At 66.3% G+C, this 15,819-nt stretch carries 16 protein-coding genes; 12 read left to right on the top strand and 4 right to left on the bottom strand.

What is annotated here, in order from left to right; translation table 11 throughout:
• The first annotated feature begins 30 nt into the window (after positions 1 to 30).
• Together radA and BM337_RS02085 are read left to right on the top strand one after the other, a co-directional pair.
• Entirely contained in the window at positions 31 to 1,080 is a 1,050-nt protein-coding gene (gene radA / locus BM337_RS02090; RefSeq protein WP_089813434.1) for a DNA repair and recombination protein RadA, read from the top strand.
• A 139-nt stretch (positions 1,081 to 1,219) separates the two neighbouring features.
• Positions 1,220 to 2,311, top strand: a complete 1,092-nt coding sequence (locus BM337_RS02085; RefSeq protein ID WP_218155502.1) for a PAS domain-containing sensor histidine kinase — start codon at positions 1,220 to 1,222, stop codon at positions 2,309 to 2,311.
• 431 nt (positions 2,312 to 2,742) lie between these two features.
• Here the strand turns inward: BM337_RS02085 and BM337_RS02080 are convergent, their stop codons facing one another.
• The 3 genes from BM337_RS02080 to BM337_RS02070 all read right to left on the bottom strand — a co-directional run bounded on the left by BM337_RS02080 (position 2,743) and on the right by BM337_RS02070 (position 7,425).
• On the bottom strand, positions 2,743 to 3,858 hold the full coding sequence (locus tag BM337_RS02080) for an aldo/keto reductase (RefSeq protein ID WP_089813432.1): 1,116 nt from the start codon (positions 3,856 to 3,858) through the stop codon (positions 2,743 to 2,745).
• Between the two features lie 60 nt (positions 3,859 to 3,918).
• A complete protein-coding gene (locus tag BM337_RS02075) occupies positions 3,919 to 6,036 on the bottom strand; it encodes a CocE/NonD family hydrolase (protein WP_089813430.1) in 2,118 nt (705 codons plus the stop codon).
• A gap of 327 nt (positions 6,037 to 6,363) precedes the next feature.
• Positions 6,364 to 7,425: a CPBP family intramembrane glutamic endopeptidase gene (locus BM337_RS02070; RefSeq protein WP_089813428.1), complete on the bottom strand. Its 1,062-nt coding sequence runs from the start codon at positions 7,423 to 7,425 to the stop codon at positions 6,364 to 6,366.
• 131 nt (positions 7,426 to 7,556) lie between these two features.
• On the opposite strand from BM337_RS02070, the gene BM337_RS02065 reads away from it, so the two are divergent.
• The 4 genes from BM337_RS02065 to BM337_RS02050 all read left to right on the top strand — a co-directional run bounded on the left by BM337_RS02065 (position 7,557) and on the right by BM337_RS02050 (position 10,173).
• On the top strand, positions 7,557 to 8,459 hold the full coding sequence (locus tag BM337_RS02065) for an acyltransferase (protein ID WP_089813426.1): 903 nt from the start codon (positions 7,557 to 7,559) through the stop codon (positions 8,457 to 8,459).
• A 189-nt stretch (positions 8,460 to 8,648) separates the two neighbouring features.
• Positions 8,649 to 8,924: a DUF7577 domain-containing protein gene (locus tag BM337_RS02060; RefSeq protein ID WP_089813424.1), complete on the top strand. Its 276-nt coding sequence runs from the start codon at positions 8,649 to 8,651 to the stop codon at positions 8,922 to 8,924.
• Between the two features lie 155 nt (positions 8,925 to 9,079).
• Positions 9,080 to 9,766, top strand: coding sequence for an RAD55 family ATPase (locus tag BM337_RS02055; protein WP_089813422.1), 687 nt, complete (start codon positions 9,080 to 9,082; stop codon positions 9,764 to 9,766).
• Positions 9,763 to 10,173 carry a DUF8057 family protein gene (locus BM337_RS02050; protein ID WP_089813419.1) on the top strand — a complete coding sequence of 137 codons (411 nt, stop codon included), beginning with the start codon at positions 9,763 to 9,765 and terminating at the stop codon, positions 10,171 to 10,173. The genes BM337_RS02055 and BM337_RS02050 overlap by 4 nt, the downstream gene beginning before the upstream one ends.
• A 680-nt stretch (positions 10,174 to 10,853) precedes the next feature.
• On the opposite strand, the gene BM337_RS02045 is transcribed toward BM337_RS02050, so the two are convergent.
• Positions 10,854 to 11,141 carry a DUF5789 family protein gene (locus tag BM337_RS02045; protein ID WP_089813418.1) on the bottom strand — a complete coding sequence of 96 codons (288 nt, stop codon included), beginning with the start codon at positions 11,139 to 11,141 and terminating at the stop codon, positions 10,854 to 10,856.
• A gap of 119 nt (positions 11,142 to 11,260) precedes the next feature.
• Between BM337_RS02045 and BM337_RS02040 the strand changes: the two genes are divergently transcribed.
• From BM337_RS02040 to BM337_RS02020, 6 genes are all read left to right on the top strand, one after another.
• The gene (locus tag BM337_RS02040) at positions 11,261 to 12,037 is read left to right on the top strand and encodes a PHP domain-containing protein (RefSeq protein ID WP_089813416.1); all 777 of its coding nucleotides are present in this window, start codon (positions 11,261 to 11,263) and stop codon (positions 12,035 to 12,037) included.
• Between the two features lie 91 nt (positions 12,038 to 12,128).
• The gene (locus tag BM337_RS20895; protein WP_177227112.1) at positions 12,129 to 12,293 is read left to right on the top strand and encodes a DUF6757 family protein; all 165 of its coding nucleotides are present in this window, start codon (positions 12,129 to 12,131) and stop codon (positions 12,291 to 12,293) included.
• A 317-nt stretch (positions 12,294 to 12,610) separates the two neighbouring features.
• Entirely contained in the window at positions 12,611 to 13,078 is a 468-nt protein-coding gene (locus BM337_RS02035; RefSeq protein ID WP_089813414.1) for a cupin domain-containing protein, read from the top strand.
• On the top strand, positions 13,075 to 13,473 hold the full coding sequence (locus BM337_RS02030) for a thiol-disulfide oxidoreductase DCC family protein (RefSeq protein ID WP_089813412.1): 399 nt from the start codon (positions 13,075 to 13,077) through the stop codon (positions 13,471 to 13,473). Before BM337_RS02035 ends, BM337_RS02030 begins: the two co-directional genes overlap by 4 nt.
• Positions 13,474 to 13,754: 281 nt before the next feature.
• Positions 13,755 to 14,180, top strand: coding sequence for a DUF8146 domain-containing protein (locus BM337_RS02025; RefSeq protein WP_089813410.1), 426 nt, complete (start codon positions 13,755 to 13,757; stop codon positions 14,178 to 14,180).
• Positions 14,181 to 14,435: 255 nt separating this feature from the next.
• Positions 14,436 to 15,782 (top strand): RNA-guided endonuclease InsQ/TnpB family protein, encoded by a 1,347-nt coding sequence (locus BM337_RS02020; protein ID WP_089813408.1) that lies wholly within the window; start codon positions 14,436 to 14,438, stop codon positions 15,780 to 15,782.
• The last annotated feature ends 37 nt before the right edge of the window (positions 15,783 to 15,819 follow it).

Genomic DNA, 15,819 nt, shown 5'->3' with positions numbered 1-15,819 from the left:
TTTATATCCCCCCACGCATAAGGGAAATCCATGGCAGCACAGGAAGAACTCGAAGACCTGCCGGGCGTCGGACCGGCGACAGCAGAGAAGCTCAAGGAGAACGGATTCGACAACTACCAGGGCATCGCCGTCGCCAGTCCGGGAGAGCTCTCCAACACCGCCGACGTGGGCGAGTCCTCCGCCGCCGACATCATCCAGGCCGCCCGGAAGGCCGCCGACATCGGCGGCTTCGAGACCGGTGCCACAGTGCTGGAGCGTCGTGAACAGATCGGCAAGCTCACCTGGGGCGTCGACGAGGTCGACGAACTCCTCGGCGGCGGCGTCGAGACCCAGTCGATCACCGAGGTGTACGGCGAGTTCGGGGCCGGCAAGTCCCAGGTGACCCACCAGCTCTCCGTCACCGTCCAGCTTCCCTCCGAGCACGGTGGCCTGGAGGGCTCCACCATCTTCGTCGACTCCGAGGACACCTTCCGCCCGGAGCGTATCGACCAGATGGTCCGCGGCCTGGACGACGAGGTCCTCGCGGACACGATGGAACTCCACGGCGTCGTGGGCGAGGAGGAGACGGCGGACCCGACCGACGAGAGCAACCTCGAGGCGCTCGTCGAGTCGGTGCTGGACAAGATCCACGTCGCGAAGGCGTTCAACTCCAACCACCAGATCCTGCTCGCCGAGAAGGCCCAGGAGATCGCCAGCGAGAGCCAGGACGAGGAGTTCCCCGTCCGCCTGCTCTGCGTCGACTCGCTGACCGCCCACTTCCGCGCCGAGTACGTCGGCCGTGGCGAACTCGCCGACCGACAGCAGAAGCTCAACAAGCACCTCCACGACCTGATGCGCGTCGGTGACCTGAACAACACCGCGGTCCTCGTCACCAACCAGGTCGCCTCGAACCCCGATTCCTTCTTCGGTGACCCGACACAGCCCATCGGTGGCAACATCCTGGGGCACACGTCGACGTTCCGTATCTACCTCCGCAAGTCCAAGGGGACCAAGCGGATCGTCAAGCTCGTCGACGCGCCGAACCTCCCCGACGGGGAGGCAGTCATGCGCGTCGAACAGGACGGTCTGCTGAACGAATAGAAGGGCGACGCGACCGACGGGAGCGGGTCCTTCTCACACCCGAACGGTCCTGCGGAGCGGGAACACGTTCGGCGGTCGATTCTCGCGGTCGATAATCGACGAACGGCCTTATACTCACACACCACGTACTAACGGCATCGTGACCGATTCACGCCGACGCGTCGAGGCGGACGAACTCCGGTCGCTCGCCTTCGACGCCATGCCAAGCGAGGTGGCCGTCCTCGACGCGGACGGAACCATCCTGGAGACGAACGGGTGCTGGACGACCTTCGCGGAGGACAACGGCATCGCGTTCCACCCGGACATGATCGGCCAGAACTATCTCGACACGTGTGACGCCGCAGAGGGCGACGAAACGGCGACAGAGGCCGCGAGCGGTATCCGGTCCATCATCGACGGCGAACGGGAGTCGTTTCAGTTCGAGTACCCCTGTCACTCGCCCGACGAGCGCCGGTGGTTCATGATGCGGGCGCTCCCGTTCGAGTACCAGGGGAGCCGCTGTGTCCTCGTCGTCCACACGGACATCACCGACCGCCGGGAGGCCGAACTCGCCGTCGAGGAGCGCAACGACCAGCTCACGCTCCTGACCGACGTGCTGAGCCACGACCTCCGGAACCCGCTGAACGTCGCGCTCGGCCGGGCCGAACTGCTCGACGGCGACGACGAACAGGTCGCGGCCGTCCGGTCCTCGCTCGAACGGATGAACACGATCGTCGAGGACGCGCTCGTGCTCGCTCGCAAGACCGACGTGGAACAGCTCTCGGCCGTGGACCTCCCCACGGTCGTCCGCGACGCCTGGTCGCACGTCGCCACCGCGGACGCGACGCTGACCGTCGAGCCGATCGATCGCATCGAGGCCGACGAGAGCCTCCTCAGTCAGCTCCTGGAGAACCTCTTTCGCAACGCCGTGGAGCATAGCTCCACGAGCCCACCCTCGCACGCTCGGGAGGACGCCGTCGAACACGCCGGCAGTGACGTAACCGTCGTCGTCGGCCCCCTCGACGACGCGTCGGGCTTCTTCGTCGCGGACGACGGTCCCGGCGTCCCGGCACCAGACAGGGACGAGGTGTTCGAACCCGGCTACACGACCAACGCGGACGAGGGCGGCACCGGCCTCGGCCTCGCCATCGTCGACCGCATCGCCGACGCCCACGGCTGGTCGGTGCGCGTGACCGACGGCGACGACGGGGGCGCCCGGTTCGAGTTCTCCGGCGTGACGTCAGCGTCCTGAGAGGCGTCTGACGCCGGACCGGATCTGTCGTGGTATATTGTACCAATCGCAGGCCGGCAACTGATTTCGAGCCGAAGCGATCGGGTTGGGATCGAGTCACGGGGCGAGAGACCTCTCGGAGAAGAGAGAGGACGGCGTCGATGATCAGCGTCGAACCCCCTCGGTTCGAGTCGAACCGACCGCCGTCTCGCGTCTGACGGCCGTCTGACCCCGGAGCGAAAGTCGAACGACGGACGGAGAAATCGAGAGATGGCGAAGGGATTCGACGGGAAACGGAGGGGTTCCAGCGTCCTCCAGGCGAAATCCGGCTCCCTCAGTCGCCCACCTCCGACGGTCAACTGACGACCACGCACGACGAGAGGCGTGGGTGTGGTCAGTCGCCCGCCTTCGACGGTCAACCGACGACCACCCACGACGAGACGTGCGTGTGGTCAGTCGCCCGCCGACTTCATCCCGGTCCCCTCGAGGTCAGCCCCGTCGACCGAAGAGCGAAGCGCGTCCATCCCGTCGTCGCGGTCGATCCCGAAGTTGTCCGCGTAGAGGGCCTGCACGCGCTCGAACTCTGCGTCGGAGAGCGGCGGCGTGTCGGAGGCGCCCGCCCACTCGTCGACGTCGTCGGTGGTTCGGAACGTCGGCGTGACGCTCGCCACCTCGTCGTGGGCCAGCAGCCACTGGATCGCCGCCTGGCCCATCGTACGGGTGCCGTCGGCGTGGTCCGGGTCCGCTCGCGGCTCGTCGCCGCTCGCGCCGTCGCCGGAACTTCGTTCCGGCCGTTCGAGGAAGCGCAGCGTCTCTACCTTCTCCCAGCCCGTCTCGTACCACTCCTCGGGCCGGAACCCACGGTGGTCGCCCTCGTCGAGTTCCGTCTCGGGGGTGACCTGTTCGTTCAGCAGGCCCGAGGAGTGCGGAACGCGGGGCAGGACGCTCGTGTCGGCGTCGAGTTCCCGGATGGTGTCGATGAAGTGCTGGCCGGGGGTCTGCTCGAACAGGTTGAACACGACCTGAACGGCGTCGAACTCGTTCTCGATGGCGGCGTCGCCCTCGGCGAGCCAGCCGATGGAGGGGCCCAGCGCCCAGCCGATGGCCTCGACCTTCCCCTCCTCGCGGAGTTCGTCGAGGAGTTCGAGGACGTCCGGCGTCACCTCGTCGACGTTGGCGTTGTGGAGCATCAGCAGGTCCACGTAGTCGGTGTCCAGGCGCTCCAGGGAGCGGTCGAACGCCGTGCGGAGGTAGTCGGCGTCCATCTCCTTGGGGAGTTCGCCGTGGCCGGCCTGCGGGTTGTTGTAGAAGTCGTACCCCACCTTCGTCGAGAGGGTGACCTCGTCGCGGTGTTCGGCCAGCGCCTCGCCGACGAGTTCCTCGGAGTTCCCGTGGCCGTAGACGTCGCCCGTGTCGAAGAACGTCACGCCCTCGTCGAGGGCGTGCTGGACCATGCCGATCGCCTGCTCGCGCGTGCGGTCCCCCCACCAGTCGGTGCCGACGACCCAGGCGCCGAAGCCGACCTCCGACACCTCCACGCCGGAGTTGCCGAGCTCGCGGTAGTGCATGATCGGATCTATTGAGCGCGTCTACTTAGGCGGTGTGGAACCCGCCTTTCGGCGAGACAGTTACGCCGTCCCGTCCCCGCCGCCAGCGAGGCGTCGCTTCAGCAGGTAGCCGCCAGCGCCGAGGGCGGCGAGCGCGCCACCGACGGCCAGTCCGGGCCCGAACCCGTCTACAGGCCCCGAAGACGACCGGGCCCAGAACTGTTCGCCGTAGGTGGCGTCGTCCGCGAACGCGTCGGTGAGTGGCGTCTCCCCGCCGACGACGGGCATCTCGACGGCGCTCTCCGAGAGCGATAGCGTCACCGTCGCGTTCCCCGGCGGGCGGAGGGTGAACTCCCTGTCGGTCGCGTAGACGACCAGTCCGATCCGGGACCCCTCCTCGAAGACGTGGTCGGTCGCCTGGAGCGGGAACTCGACTGTCACCGGCTCGTCCGCATCGAGCGGGCGTGACTCTCGCAAAGACTGCTTGTACGCGACCGGCGAGTCGTACTCGCGATAGCTCGGCCGGTTCAGGGGATCGGCCCAGCCGCGAGTCACGACGTCGGCCCCGGAGGGCCCGTACTCGACGAGCGCCACGCTCACGACCGTCGGATCGTCGAAGGAAAGCGAGAGGCTGGGGACGACGCGCCCGCTGACGTGGACCGACGTCTCGAGGGGCGGCGTCCCGTAGCGGAGCCGGTGGCCCGATTCCGTGGCCACGGCGTGTTCGCGGACCGGAATCGACGGGTCGTCGACGAACGACTCCGCTGCCGGGTCGGGGTCGCCGACGGACGCCTCGCCCGCCGTCGCTCCGCCGGTCCGGAACCGGAGCGTCACCGGTTCGGCGCCCGGGACCGGCCACTCCTGATACGTCTCTCGTGACCCTCCGAGCACTGGCTTCCCGCCCCGGACGACCGTCACCGGGTCCTCGTCCATGACGCCGTTGTCGACATCCTTGAGCCAGTAGGCCCACCAGCGGTCGAGTAAGGTTTCCCACCGCTGCCCCCGAGGCGATCTGTGACCCCCCTCGTGTAACCAGAGCTTCAGCGGGACGTCGGCCGCGTCGAGCGCCTCGTACCAGTCCGCGACGTTGTTCGGCTTGACGATGGGGTCGTCGACCGCGTGAGTCAACAACACCGCGGCGTCGACGGCGTCGGCGTCGGGGAGGAACTCGCGCTCGTGCCAGAAGTCGTTGTAGTCGCCAGTGGCGGTGTCCTGTCCCGTCTCGATCCGCTCCGTCCAGTGGTCACACGCCGGTCGCCTGGCGTTCCCTGCCTGGACCCACGTCCCGAGGTCGGTCATCCCCGCCGACTCGTCCGGTACGACGGATATCGGCGTCCCGTTCGCGCGGAACAGCGAGTACTGGCCGTTGTTGGCGGACTGTGGGACGACGGCTTCGAGCCCGTCGACCCCGGTCGTCGCCAGGGCGTTCGCGAGTTCACCGTTCGCGGACGCCCCGATCAGCCCCGTCGTCCCGGTCGTCCAGTCGGCCTCGACAGTGGCCCCGCCCGTCGGGGAGTCGTACGCCGTCGCGCGGCCGTTGAACCAGTCCACGACGGCCACGAGCGCCTCGATCGTCGGCGGACCGGCGGCCGTGTAGCAGCCGGTTGATCGGTGGGTCCCGAGCGACGACACCTGTGCCACCACGTACCCCTTCGACACGTACCGACGCTGGAGAGCGCGTGCGTCGGGCAGCGAACTCGCGTGGGCCGGCCGGTGGTCGGGGCTTCTGCGGTCCGTCCGACGACTACTGTCGGTCGCGTCAACCGTCGCCCTGGCGGAATCGCCGTCCTCGCTCGCGGAGAGTTCGACTGCGCGGTCGTACAGCATCTCCGGGGTCGAATCGCTGTGGGTCTGTTCACCGTAGTAGGGGCTCGCGGTCGCGATGACGGGCAACTGGTCCCCGTTCGCCGTCGACGCCGGCCGCGACACCCTGACGTAGATCCGGTCGACATCCCCGCTGCCGTCCGTGTCGACGACCGTCTCGACCCACGCCTCCTCCTCGATTCGCTCGTCGTCGGAACCCTGTGCGTCCGCGGCGGCCAGTCCCGCACGGTTCGGCGTGGCGACCGTTCGCCCGGTGAGGCCGCTGGCCCCGACCGCCGCGGCAGAGCCAGCGGCCAGCAGTCGCCGGCGGGAGAGCGAACCTGCAGACCTCGAACGGGAACGGTCACCGGCGTCTCCCCTCTGAGAGTCAGCCATCACTCGCGAGTCAAACTGCTGCCATATCTTCCTTCCGGACCGTGTTATTTGTATACTACCTGGACCAGTCCGCTCACAGTAGTAGTTGTAAGCCCGTACCGGCGTCCACGCGAACGGAGTGAGCGTGGGCTCGGGTGACGACCAACGGGAGTCAGCCGGCGTCCAGTCGAACTGTGTGAGACTGGGCTCGGGAGACGAGTGCAGCGAGTCAGCCGGCGTCCGGCCGAACTGTGTGAGACTGGGCTCGAGAGACGAGTGCAGCGAGTCTCCCGGCGTTCGACGTGGCCGGTACCGGCGAACGCCGGTACAACGTTACAACTACCACTATCAGTCCGCCCCGCCGCCCGCAGTCCGTCGCGGCTCCCCGTCGGAAGCCCCTTCGTCGCGCGAGTTCCGCAGGTCCGGGACGGCGACGCCGGTGGGGAACCAGTCCGTGGCGCCGCTCCGGCGGACCCACCACCAGGTGAGGCCGATGGCGAGGGCCAGCGCCACGTAGACGACGAGACCGGCCTCGGGGCCGAACGAGCCACCAGTGACCAACGGATCGCCGGTCTGGCGGACGTCGAGGACCGTCGCCGGCGTCGTCAGTCCGCTGACGGGGAAGCCGTACACCGACGACAGCGAGAAGTTCCAGGTGATATGGACGCCGATGGCGATGCCCAGGTCTTCGGTCACGATGTACGTCCACGCGAGGAAGACGCCGACGACGGTGATGTTGAACGCGGAGACCAGCGTCGCGTTCGGGTTGGCGATGTGGACGATTCCGAAGATGGCCGAGGTGGCCACGGCAGCGATACCGAGGGCGGTCCGGGGACCGATCGGGCCGAGCCCGTTCAGCCCCTCGGCGACGTTCGTCATCAGGTAGCCACGGAACAGCACCTCCTCGCCGACGCCGACGGCGACGAACATGAGGACGGTGAGGACGAACGCGACGGGGAACGATTCGTCGATACCGAGCCCGGGCCTGCTGAGGAACAGCTGTTCGACCGTGATCAGCCCGGCGGCGAGTTCGACGGCGAAGACGGCCGTCGTCATCGCCAGGCCGAGGAGGAGGCCGAAGCCGAGGTTTGGCCACCAGCGCCGGCCGCCGAGCCCCACGTCGGGGAGCGTCCGGCGGTCGACGAACCACGCGGCGACCACGAGCACGCCCGTGATGAGGACGTTCGACGCGGTCTGGGCCACGAGTGTCGAGGCGAGGATTCCGCCGACGACCAGCGGGCCGGCGAACGACAGGATCGCCTGGGCGTAGTCGACGGCGAGGAACAGCGCCAGCGACGCGAGGACGAGAATGAACGTCGCAGCGATCAACCGCCACCCGGCCCGGAGTCGCCGTTCACGTCCGTTCACGAACACGCGTCTGCTCAGTGACCGGTCGCCCGGCTCTGTCATGGCTGATCCGTCTCGAAGCCGGAACTTAGTTCTGGGTGAAAGATACCTATTCACCGCCTAACACGCCTGCGTCGGGTGGTTACACTCGGGTAACGGAAACCCCTTTGTCCGCCCACTGTGTTGAGCAGTGTATGACCAAGCGTCACGTCTCGTTACCGCCGCTCGCGGAGGAGGGGCTGCGGGCGTTCATCTCCGACGTCGACGAGCGCCTCTCGGGGGAGGAGGACACCTGCGACGTCGTCGAGGACGTGCTGATCGACCTCCACGGGGACCGGGCCGCCTACGAGCGCTGGCAGGCCGGGGACAGCGTCTCGCCCGCCGAACGGGTGCGCCTCCAGGGATACGACCCGTGCAACGCGACCCTGGAGAGCGAGTACTACGCCGAGAAGGACGAGGAGCGGTTCACCCGGTCGAAACACCTCCAGTGGCTCTGGCGCCAGTTCGACGCGACACCGATGGCCGACAACGTCGAGTTCGCGCTGCGCTTCCGGCAGATGATCGCCGAGCACCTCTTCGAGTCGGTGGGGGAGAACTGCCGCTTCTTCAAGGGGATCTCGTTCACCTACGGCCACAACATCTCCGTGGGCGACAACGTCGTGATCCACGACGACGTCCACCTCGACGACCGCGGCAAACTCACCGTCGGCGACCGTGTCTCTATCTCCGACGACGCCCACGTGTACAGCCACGACCACGACGTCAACGACCAGACCGCCATCGAGAACTATCACACTATCATCGAGGACGACGTCCGGGTGACCTACGACTCGATGGTCCGCGCCGGCGTCCGTCTCGGGGAGAACAGCGTCCTCGCCGCCAAGTCTATCGCCGCCCGCGACGTCCCGGCCCACCACATCGCCGCCGGGACACCGGCCGAGAGCGTCAAAGTCAAACCGGGCTGGGAGTCGGTCGCCGAGCCCATCGAGGGCGCCAACGTCGACCGCCGCGACGAACGGGAACTCGACTACGCGGTCCCCGACGACGTGGAGACGTTCGACGAGTTCGGGCGCGACCGGACCCCGCCGGACGCCTGACCGGGACAGGGATCGCGGCCACCAGCGTCGCAGACACCTGCATCGCGGCCACCAGCGTCGCAGACACCAGCATCGCGGCCCTCGCCGCCACGTAGCAGTCACCAGATACGGACCGGGAGACGGCCAGATCCCCGCGGACTCGCTTCTCGCCCCAAAATGTCCAAGTATCTTGCCAACGTATGACACAGCATGGAAGCGCTGGGCTGGCTCGTCGCGTACGTCCTCGGGTTCGCGCTCGTCCAGCTCTTGCTCTACCGCTACATCCAGCGGGACGACGCCTCACCGGACGCCGCCCCCGGCTCCGTCGACCGCTCCGCACGCCGGTCGATGGAACAGCCGTCCGCCCGACCCGGAGCGGGTGACGGCGACGGCGAGGAGGGAATCCACTGTCGCCACTGCGGGACCCTCAACGACCACGAACAGCAGTTCTCCTACTGCCGGGAGTGCGTCCAGCCGCTCCAGTGACCGCTGTCGGCCCGCTCCAGTGACCGCTGTCGGCGACGGCTCGTCGGGGCTCGAATTCCCAGGAACTCCCCCGCGGCCACCTGCCCGACCAGTCGGTTATCAGCCCTGAAAACCGAGCGCAAACACCTATACCGGGAGTTGGCATTGCAGGCAGTATGCGCGTTTCGAGCGGCGTTCCGGGATTCGATCAGCTCGTCGAGGGTGGGCTTCTCGAGGACCGACTGTACGTCATCAGCGGCCCGCCAGGGAGCGGCAAGACCACGTTCTGTGCGCAGTTCATCACCCAGGGCGCGAAGAAGGGCGAGGACTGCCTCTACGTGACGATGCACGAGACTCAGACCGAGCTGATGCAGGACATGTCGGGCTACGAGTTCGGCTTCGACCGGGCGATGCAGTCCGACGCCATCCAGTTCCTGAACCTGGTGACCGAGAGTGGCAAGCGGACCATCTCACAGTTCGGCACCGAGAGCGGGCTGACGAACCGGCTCATCGCCTTCATCGAGCAGAACGGTGTCGACCGCGTCGTCGTCGACTCGACGATGCTGCTCCAGCACTTCCTCACCGACGTCTCCCAGGAGATTACGGGCTTCCTCTCGGCGCTCAAGCAGACCGACGCCACCATCCTGCTCATCTCGGAGATGACCGATCCGTCCTCCTACAGCGACGAACACTACCTCGCCCACGGCGTCATCTTCTTCCACAACTTCCTCGACCGCGGCAGCATGACTCGCGGGATGCAGGTGATCAAGATGCGCGGCACCGCCATCGACTGCGACATCCGCCAGATCGACTTCTCCAACCAGGGCCTGCAGGTGTATCCGGACGAGAAAATCGAGTCATGAGCCTCTACGAGCGCGAGTACGGGACCGACTGGGACGCCCTGGACAAGGACGAGGCCACCGAACGGGCCTACGCCATCGGCGTGGCCGAGAAACTCGGCGAGTACAACCGCGACGAACTGGAGGCCGTCTACGACGAGATGGACACCTCCTACAACAAGAGCCTGGTCGAACTCGCCTACCGCGAGGGGCGCCAGGAGGCCACCGAGGCCGCCGAGCGGGCCAACGCCGACGGCGACGCGGTCTGGGCCGAGCTCGTCGAGGGCGAGACGGTCACCGTCGACCCGGACGACCGCCCGACCGGCGGCCGCGACGGCCTCCCCGAGGCACTGGAGACCAGCGACGTGCTCGACCGCCAGGAGGTCGATAGCACCGACATCGTCGACCGACCCGAGTTCCTGGACCGGTAGTTCGACGTCGGATTTTCGGAGTGAGTGGTAATGTTTGCTCAGTACAAGTGAGCTACGTATCGATCTGTGACGGCCGAAACGACCTGAGTGAGCACGACCGTAAACACCTCGAAAGCCCTCGGCGGGCTCGCGGTCGCTCAGCGGGATACCCTCACGTGCGTTCGGGTAGGGCCCGCTGAGCGACTGCCTTGCAGCGCGACCCCACCTCGCCCTTTCAGTCCCCCAGGGACAGCCGTCGCTCGCGCTGCCTCACTCCGTTCGGCACGCACTCGCGATTGGCTCCGCCACCCCTCCCCGGTCGCGCCTGGCGGCGCGACACGCTTCCTGACCGCTCCGCAACCGCCCGGCCGGGAGGCCGTCTCGTCGGCCGACCAGGGGAAGGGCAGGGCTGCGGTGCTGTGCCTGGTGGATGAAAGGGCGAGGCGGGGTCCGGGAACCCCGGACCTTCAAGCACCGGAGCGTAGCGAGGAGCACAGGAGGTCCGCGGGACCGGAGCGCGCCGAGGGCTTTCTGGCTGTTGGTAGTCTTGTTTTTTCCAGCGCAATTCCGACGAACCACCGGTTCAACTCACAGGCTGCAAGAGCGGCTGGTCAGAGGTCGACTGGTCTGGTCTCCGGGTCTACGAAGGGTGATCAGACGGGGATCTACACCCAGAAACGCTCCCCGCAGGAAACGGAGCCCTAAATCGAGAGCTGGTCGGGGCCGTCCTCGCTGATGGAGACCGGGTCGCGGTCGGAGTAGCCCACGCGGCCGATGCCCTTCGAGGAGACGGCGCTGTACATCGCCAGGCGCGCCTGGTCGGCTGACTCGTACGTCTCCGGCGTGAGTCGTTCGAGCACGTCGCCGAGGGACTCCGTGCCGTTCGGGAGGTCGAGTTGCACGTCGCCGTAGGCCTCGATGAGGTCGCTGGTCGTCGCGGGGTAGTCGTGGTCGTTCATCGGCGTCGTCGCGCTGTCGAGCAGTCGCATGCACCAGCATTCTTCATGGTCGTTAATAAACCTTCACTATTAATCATACAATGCCATCAAGGGCGTATAAGGTGCACACCGGAACCGGCATAGGGTGAGCGGGCGAGGGTCGAGTCGAGATGGTCGTCGCCGACCTGCACGTCCACACCACGAACTCCGACGGGACGCTGACGCTCCCGGAAGTGCCCGGTATCGCTCGTGAGGCAGGGCTGGACGCCGTGGCCATCACGGACCACGACCGCCTTCATCCCGACCTCGACGGGCCCGTCGTCGAGCGCGACGGGATGCTGGTGATCCACGGAATCGAACTCCGGGTCGACGCCGGCGACCAGCGCGTCGACCTGCTGGGCTACGGCGCCCGACCGACCAACGCGCTCGTCTCGGAGTGCGACCGAATACAGGCGAACCGCGAGGAACGCGGCGCCGCCATCGTCGACTGCGTCGAGGACCGCCTGGGTGTCTCGTTGCCCGTCGAGCCCCGACCCGGGCTGGGTCGCCCCCACGTCGCACGCGCCATCGCCGAGGTGAGCGAGTACGACGTCCAGGGAGCCTTCGACGACCTGATCGGCGACGACTGCCCGTGTTACGTCCCCCGCGAGGTGCCCTCGTTCGAGCGCGGGCGCGACCTCCTCGCCGAGGCCTGCGGGCTGGTCGGCCTGGCGCATCCGCTGCGGTACCCCGACCCCGACGCCGCGCTCGCCCTGTGTGACTCGCTCGACGCCGTCGAGCGCTGGTACCCCTACGACGACGCGGTCGACACGGCACCCGTCGACCGGGCCGTCGAACGATACGACCTGCTCGAAACCGGCGGGAGCGACGCCCACGGAGAGGTTCTCGGCGTGGCCGGCCTCGACGACGCTGCCTTCGAGCGCATCCGCCGGGCCCTCGACGTCTGATAGTGATAGGTGTAATCCATTACAACCGGCCGTCTGACGCCTGGCATACGAGAGCGGAGGGTTCAATGCCCCCCAGTCCATAGCGCCTGCCATGCAGTGCCACTACTGCGAGAACGAGGCCGACGTCGCCGTCGAAAAGGACGCGGTGAAGGTCGGCGTCTGCCAGGTGCACTTCCGCGAGCAACTGGAGGAGCTCGAGGAAGCCGAGTGGCTCTCGGACGTGGACGAAGAGCTCGACATCGACCGGTCCGAGTGAGCCCCGCCGCCCACACGCGCCCGTAGTTCTACGACAGCGGTCGGACGCCGGGAGACTCGCTGCACTCGTCTCCCGAGCCCAGTCTCACACAGTTCGACTGGACGCCGGCTGACTCCCGTTGGTCGTCACCCGAGCCCGGCCTCACACAGTTCCGCCGGACGCCGGGAGACTCGCTGCACTCGTCTCCCGAGCCCAGTCTCACACAGTTCGACTGGACGCCGGCTGACTCCCGTTTCTTCGCGATACCGTGCCCGACCAGCAGCGGCTCCGCCCCGCACGCCCAGTACCTTTACTCGCTGGCCGCCCAATCGTCAGACATGGAGAAGGTCACTCTCGACGCCGTCGACTCGCGGATGGGTCCCGCCGACGTCAAGCGCCCGCTCTCGAACGCGCTCGACACCGACGACGTCGCGGTGAACTACTACGAGCTCGCCCCCGGCGACAGCTTCGGCTTCGGCTACCACCGCCACGCCGACCAGGAGGAGGTATTTCACGTCCAGCGCGGCACCGTCACGTTCGAGACGGAGGACGGTGACGTCGACGTGGCTGCTGGCGAGTTCATCCGCTTCGCCCCCGGCGAGTGGCAACTCGGCACTAACCGGGGTGACGAGCGGGTGGTGGCGCTCGCCATGGGCGCACCCGCCGACGCCGGCGCGACGGAGATGCTCCGGGAGTGTACGGACTGCGGCGGCCGCACCGAGAACCGCATCGAGATGACCGACGACCGCGACGCACTCGTGACGGTCTGCGAGGAGTGCGACGCGGAGACAGGCCGGTTCACATGATGTCGACTGCACACACCGCACAGACCGCCGCTGCCCCGCCACGGCTCGTCTACGACGACCAGTGTGGCTTCTGTACCTGGTCGGTCGAGCTCGCACTCCGTCACGGGGAGTTCGAGCCAGTGGGTTTCTCGGAGCTCTCGCCCGACCAGCGCGCCCGACTGCCCGAGTCCTACGACCGGTGCATGCACCTCCTGACCGACGACGCGGCCTACTCGTGTGGCGCCGCCGCCGAGCGAACCATCGAACTGGCGCTCCCGGCGACGCGGCCACTGTTCGGCGCCCTCAGGCAGGTCCCCGGCTACGCCCGGTTCCGGGAGGGACTCTACCGCTGGATCGGCGACCGACGCACGATCTGGGGGCGCTACCGGAGCGCCTCCCCGCCGGCGAGTCGGTGACACCCAGACAGTCACGCCGATGACACCCAGGCAGTCACGCCGGTGACACCTGGGACAGTCGACGACAGTCGTCTCTCCATCAGTCGCGGATATTCAGTGTACAGACACACATAATCTAAATTTTCAGTCTGTGCATCACTTCTGTCGCCGTCTGTCGCTTTCCACATCCCTCGGGAAAGTGATACGACGGTGCGAGGTACTGGAGTCGGTCCCCCGATCGCCCGACGTAGGTGCGTCTGACAAACGATTAAGTGGGTAGAACGAGCAACAGTAACACATCAATGGGCAACAAGAACAAGACCATCTCGTTCAGGGTGAGCCAGGAGAAGTTCGAGACGCTCCGGGACATCGCAGAGGAACGTGACATCTCGCTGTCTGCAGTCTTCCGTGACTACGTCGACATGCTCGTCGCCCACGACGGCCAGGTCGAGGTCGTCCCCGAACACGAAGTCGGCGAGTCCGAGAGCACCACCGAGAGCTTCCCGCCCAAGGTCGAGGTTCCCAAGAGCTTCGTCCGGGAACACGAGCGCCTCGAACTGGAGGCCGACCACCTGCGCGAACAGCTCGAAGAGCACAAGCGCTACGTCACCAAACTCCGCCAGCAACTCGACCAGAACGACGACGAAGACGTCGTCCAGCTCGAGGACCTCGACGGCGACGACGAGGAGGAGACCTCCTACCGCATCGGGAGCTTCGAAGACGCCTAGCTGAACTCGGCCCGGCCCTTCTCTGCGGCGTCTCTCCCCTTCAACAGCGAGAGAGTCACGCCGTTCACGGCATCCTCAGAACGCTGAGCGTTCTGATGGGCATCGCTAAACCTTCGGTTTGTTCAATGGGCGTGAATAGCGTACGCTCCGCTGAGAAACCGCCGTGGAACTGCTCATCCCGAGTCTCCACCAGCTTTACTTTCGCCCAGAAGGACTGTAATTTATGTTCCAAGCGCTCCTTCCATCAGTTGGCAGATGAAGCGAACCAACACATTCGCCGTCCGACCACTCTCCGAGAGTGGAGAGCAACTGCTGGTGGACCTGTTGGACGCTTCCGCCGCTCTCTGGAACGAAGTCAACTACGAACGCCTCATGCGGTACAACGACGAAGAGGGGTTCGAGGGCGGCGTCTGGGACGCCGACACCGGCAGTCTCGAAGGTCAGTATAAAGGCGTGCTTGGTGCATCAACCGCGCAACAGGTGATACGGACAAACAGCGAAGCGTGGCGCGGGTTCTTTCGTCTGAAAGACCAGTATCACGGCGAGTCGAACACATTAGTCACGGAACACCCGGAACCACCGGGCTTCCGTGGGAACGAAGATGACGGCCGGCAACTCAAGACCGTCATTCGCAATACGTCGTACACGGTCGAATGGGGCGAGCGCTCCCGACTTGAAATACTCGTTGGGAGCGAGTTGAAAGACCGATACGACCACACTGGACGACTCCGGCTCGAAATCGCTGGCGACCCGAACTGGCCTGAGTACGAAAAACAGGGTCGGTTGGACCTGTGGTACGACGAGACTGATAGCACCGTCCGAGCTTCGCAACCCGTCACTGTTTCTGAGGACGTCCGGGACACTCCACTGGCTGACGAGACGGCCGCTCTGGACATCGGTGCGAACAACCTCGTCGCCTGCACTACCACGACCGGCAAGCAATATCTGTACGAGGGCCGCGAGTTATTCCAGCGGTTCCGCGAGACGACGCGAGAGATTGCCCGATTACAGTCGAAACTCGAAGATGGCCGATACAGTAGCAAACGCATCCGGCGACTATACCGGAAACGAACCCGTCGCCGCGAGCACGCTCAAGAAGCGCTGTGCCGTGACCTGCTGGAGCGGCTCTACGAGGACGGCGTGAACACGGTGTATATCGGTGGATTGACCGACGTACTGGAGACGTACTGGTCTGTCGAGACTAACGCCAAGACCCACAACTTCTGGGCGTTCAAGCAGTTCACCGAACGATTAGCCTGTACTGCCGAAGAGTACGGAATTGCAATCGAAGTTCGGTCGGAAGCGTGGACGAGTCAAGCGTGCCCGCAGTGTGGTTCGACAGACCGAACGACACGGCATCAGGACACACTCACGTGTCCGTGTGGGTTCGAGGGACACGCCGACCTTGCAGCATCAGAGACGTTCCTGAAGCGGCACACGAGCAACGCAGTCAGGCCGATGGCACGGCCCGTGCGGTTCGAGTGGGACGACCACACCTGGTCGGAGTCACCACGCTCTCACCGTCCCAAAGAACAGCGCACAGACCAGAGTACCGTCCCTCGTGACGGGAATGTTGCCTCCGGGGAGTCGCAGGCAGTCTGAGACTCCCACGCCGGAGAGGAGATCCCGGTGTTCACAC

It is taken from the genome of Halomicrobium zhouii (assembly GCF_900114435.1).
In the GTDB taxonomy this organism is placed as follows: domain Archaea; phylum Halobacteriota; class Halobacteria; order Halobacteriales; family Haloarculaceae; genus Halomicrobium; species Halomicrobium zhouii.
This window is presented reverse-complemented; position numbering and strand designations above follow the sequence as displayed.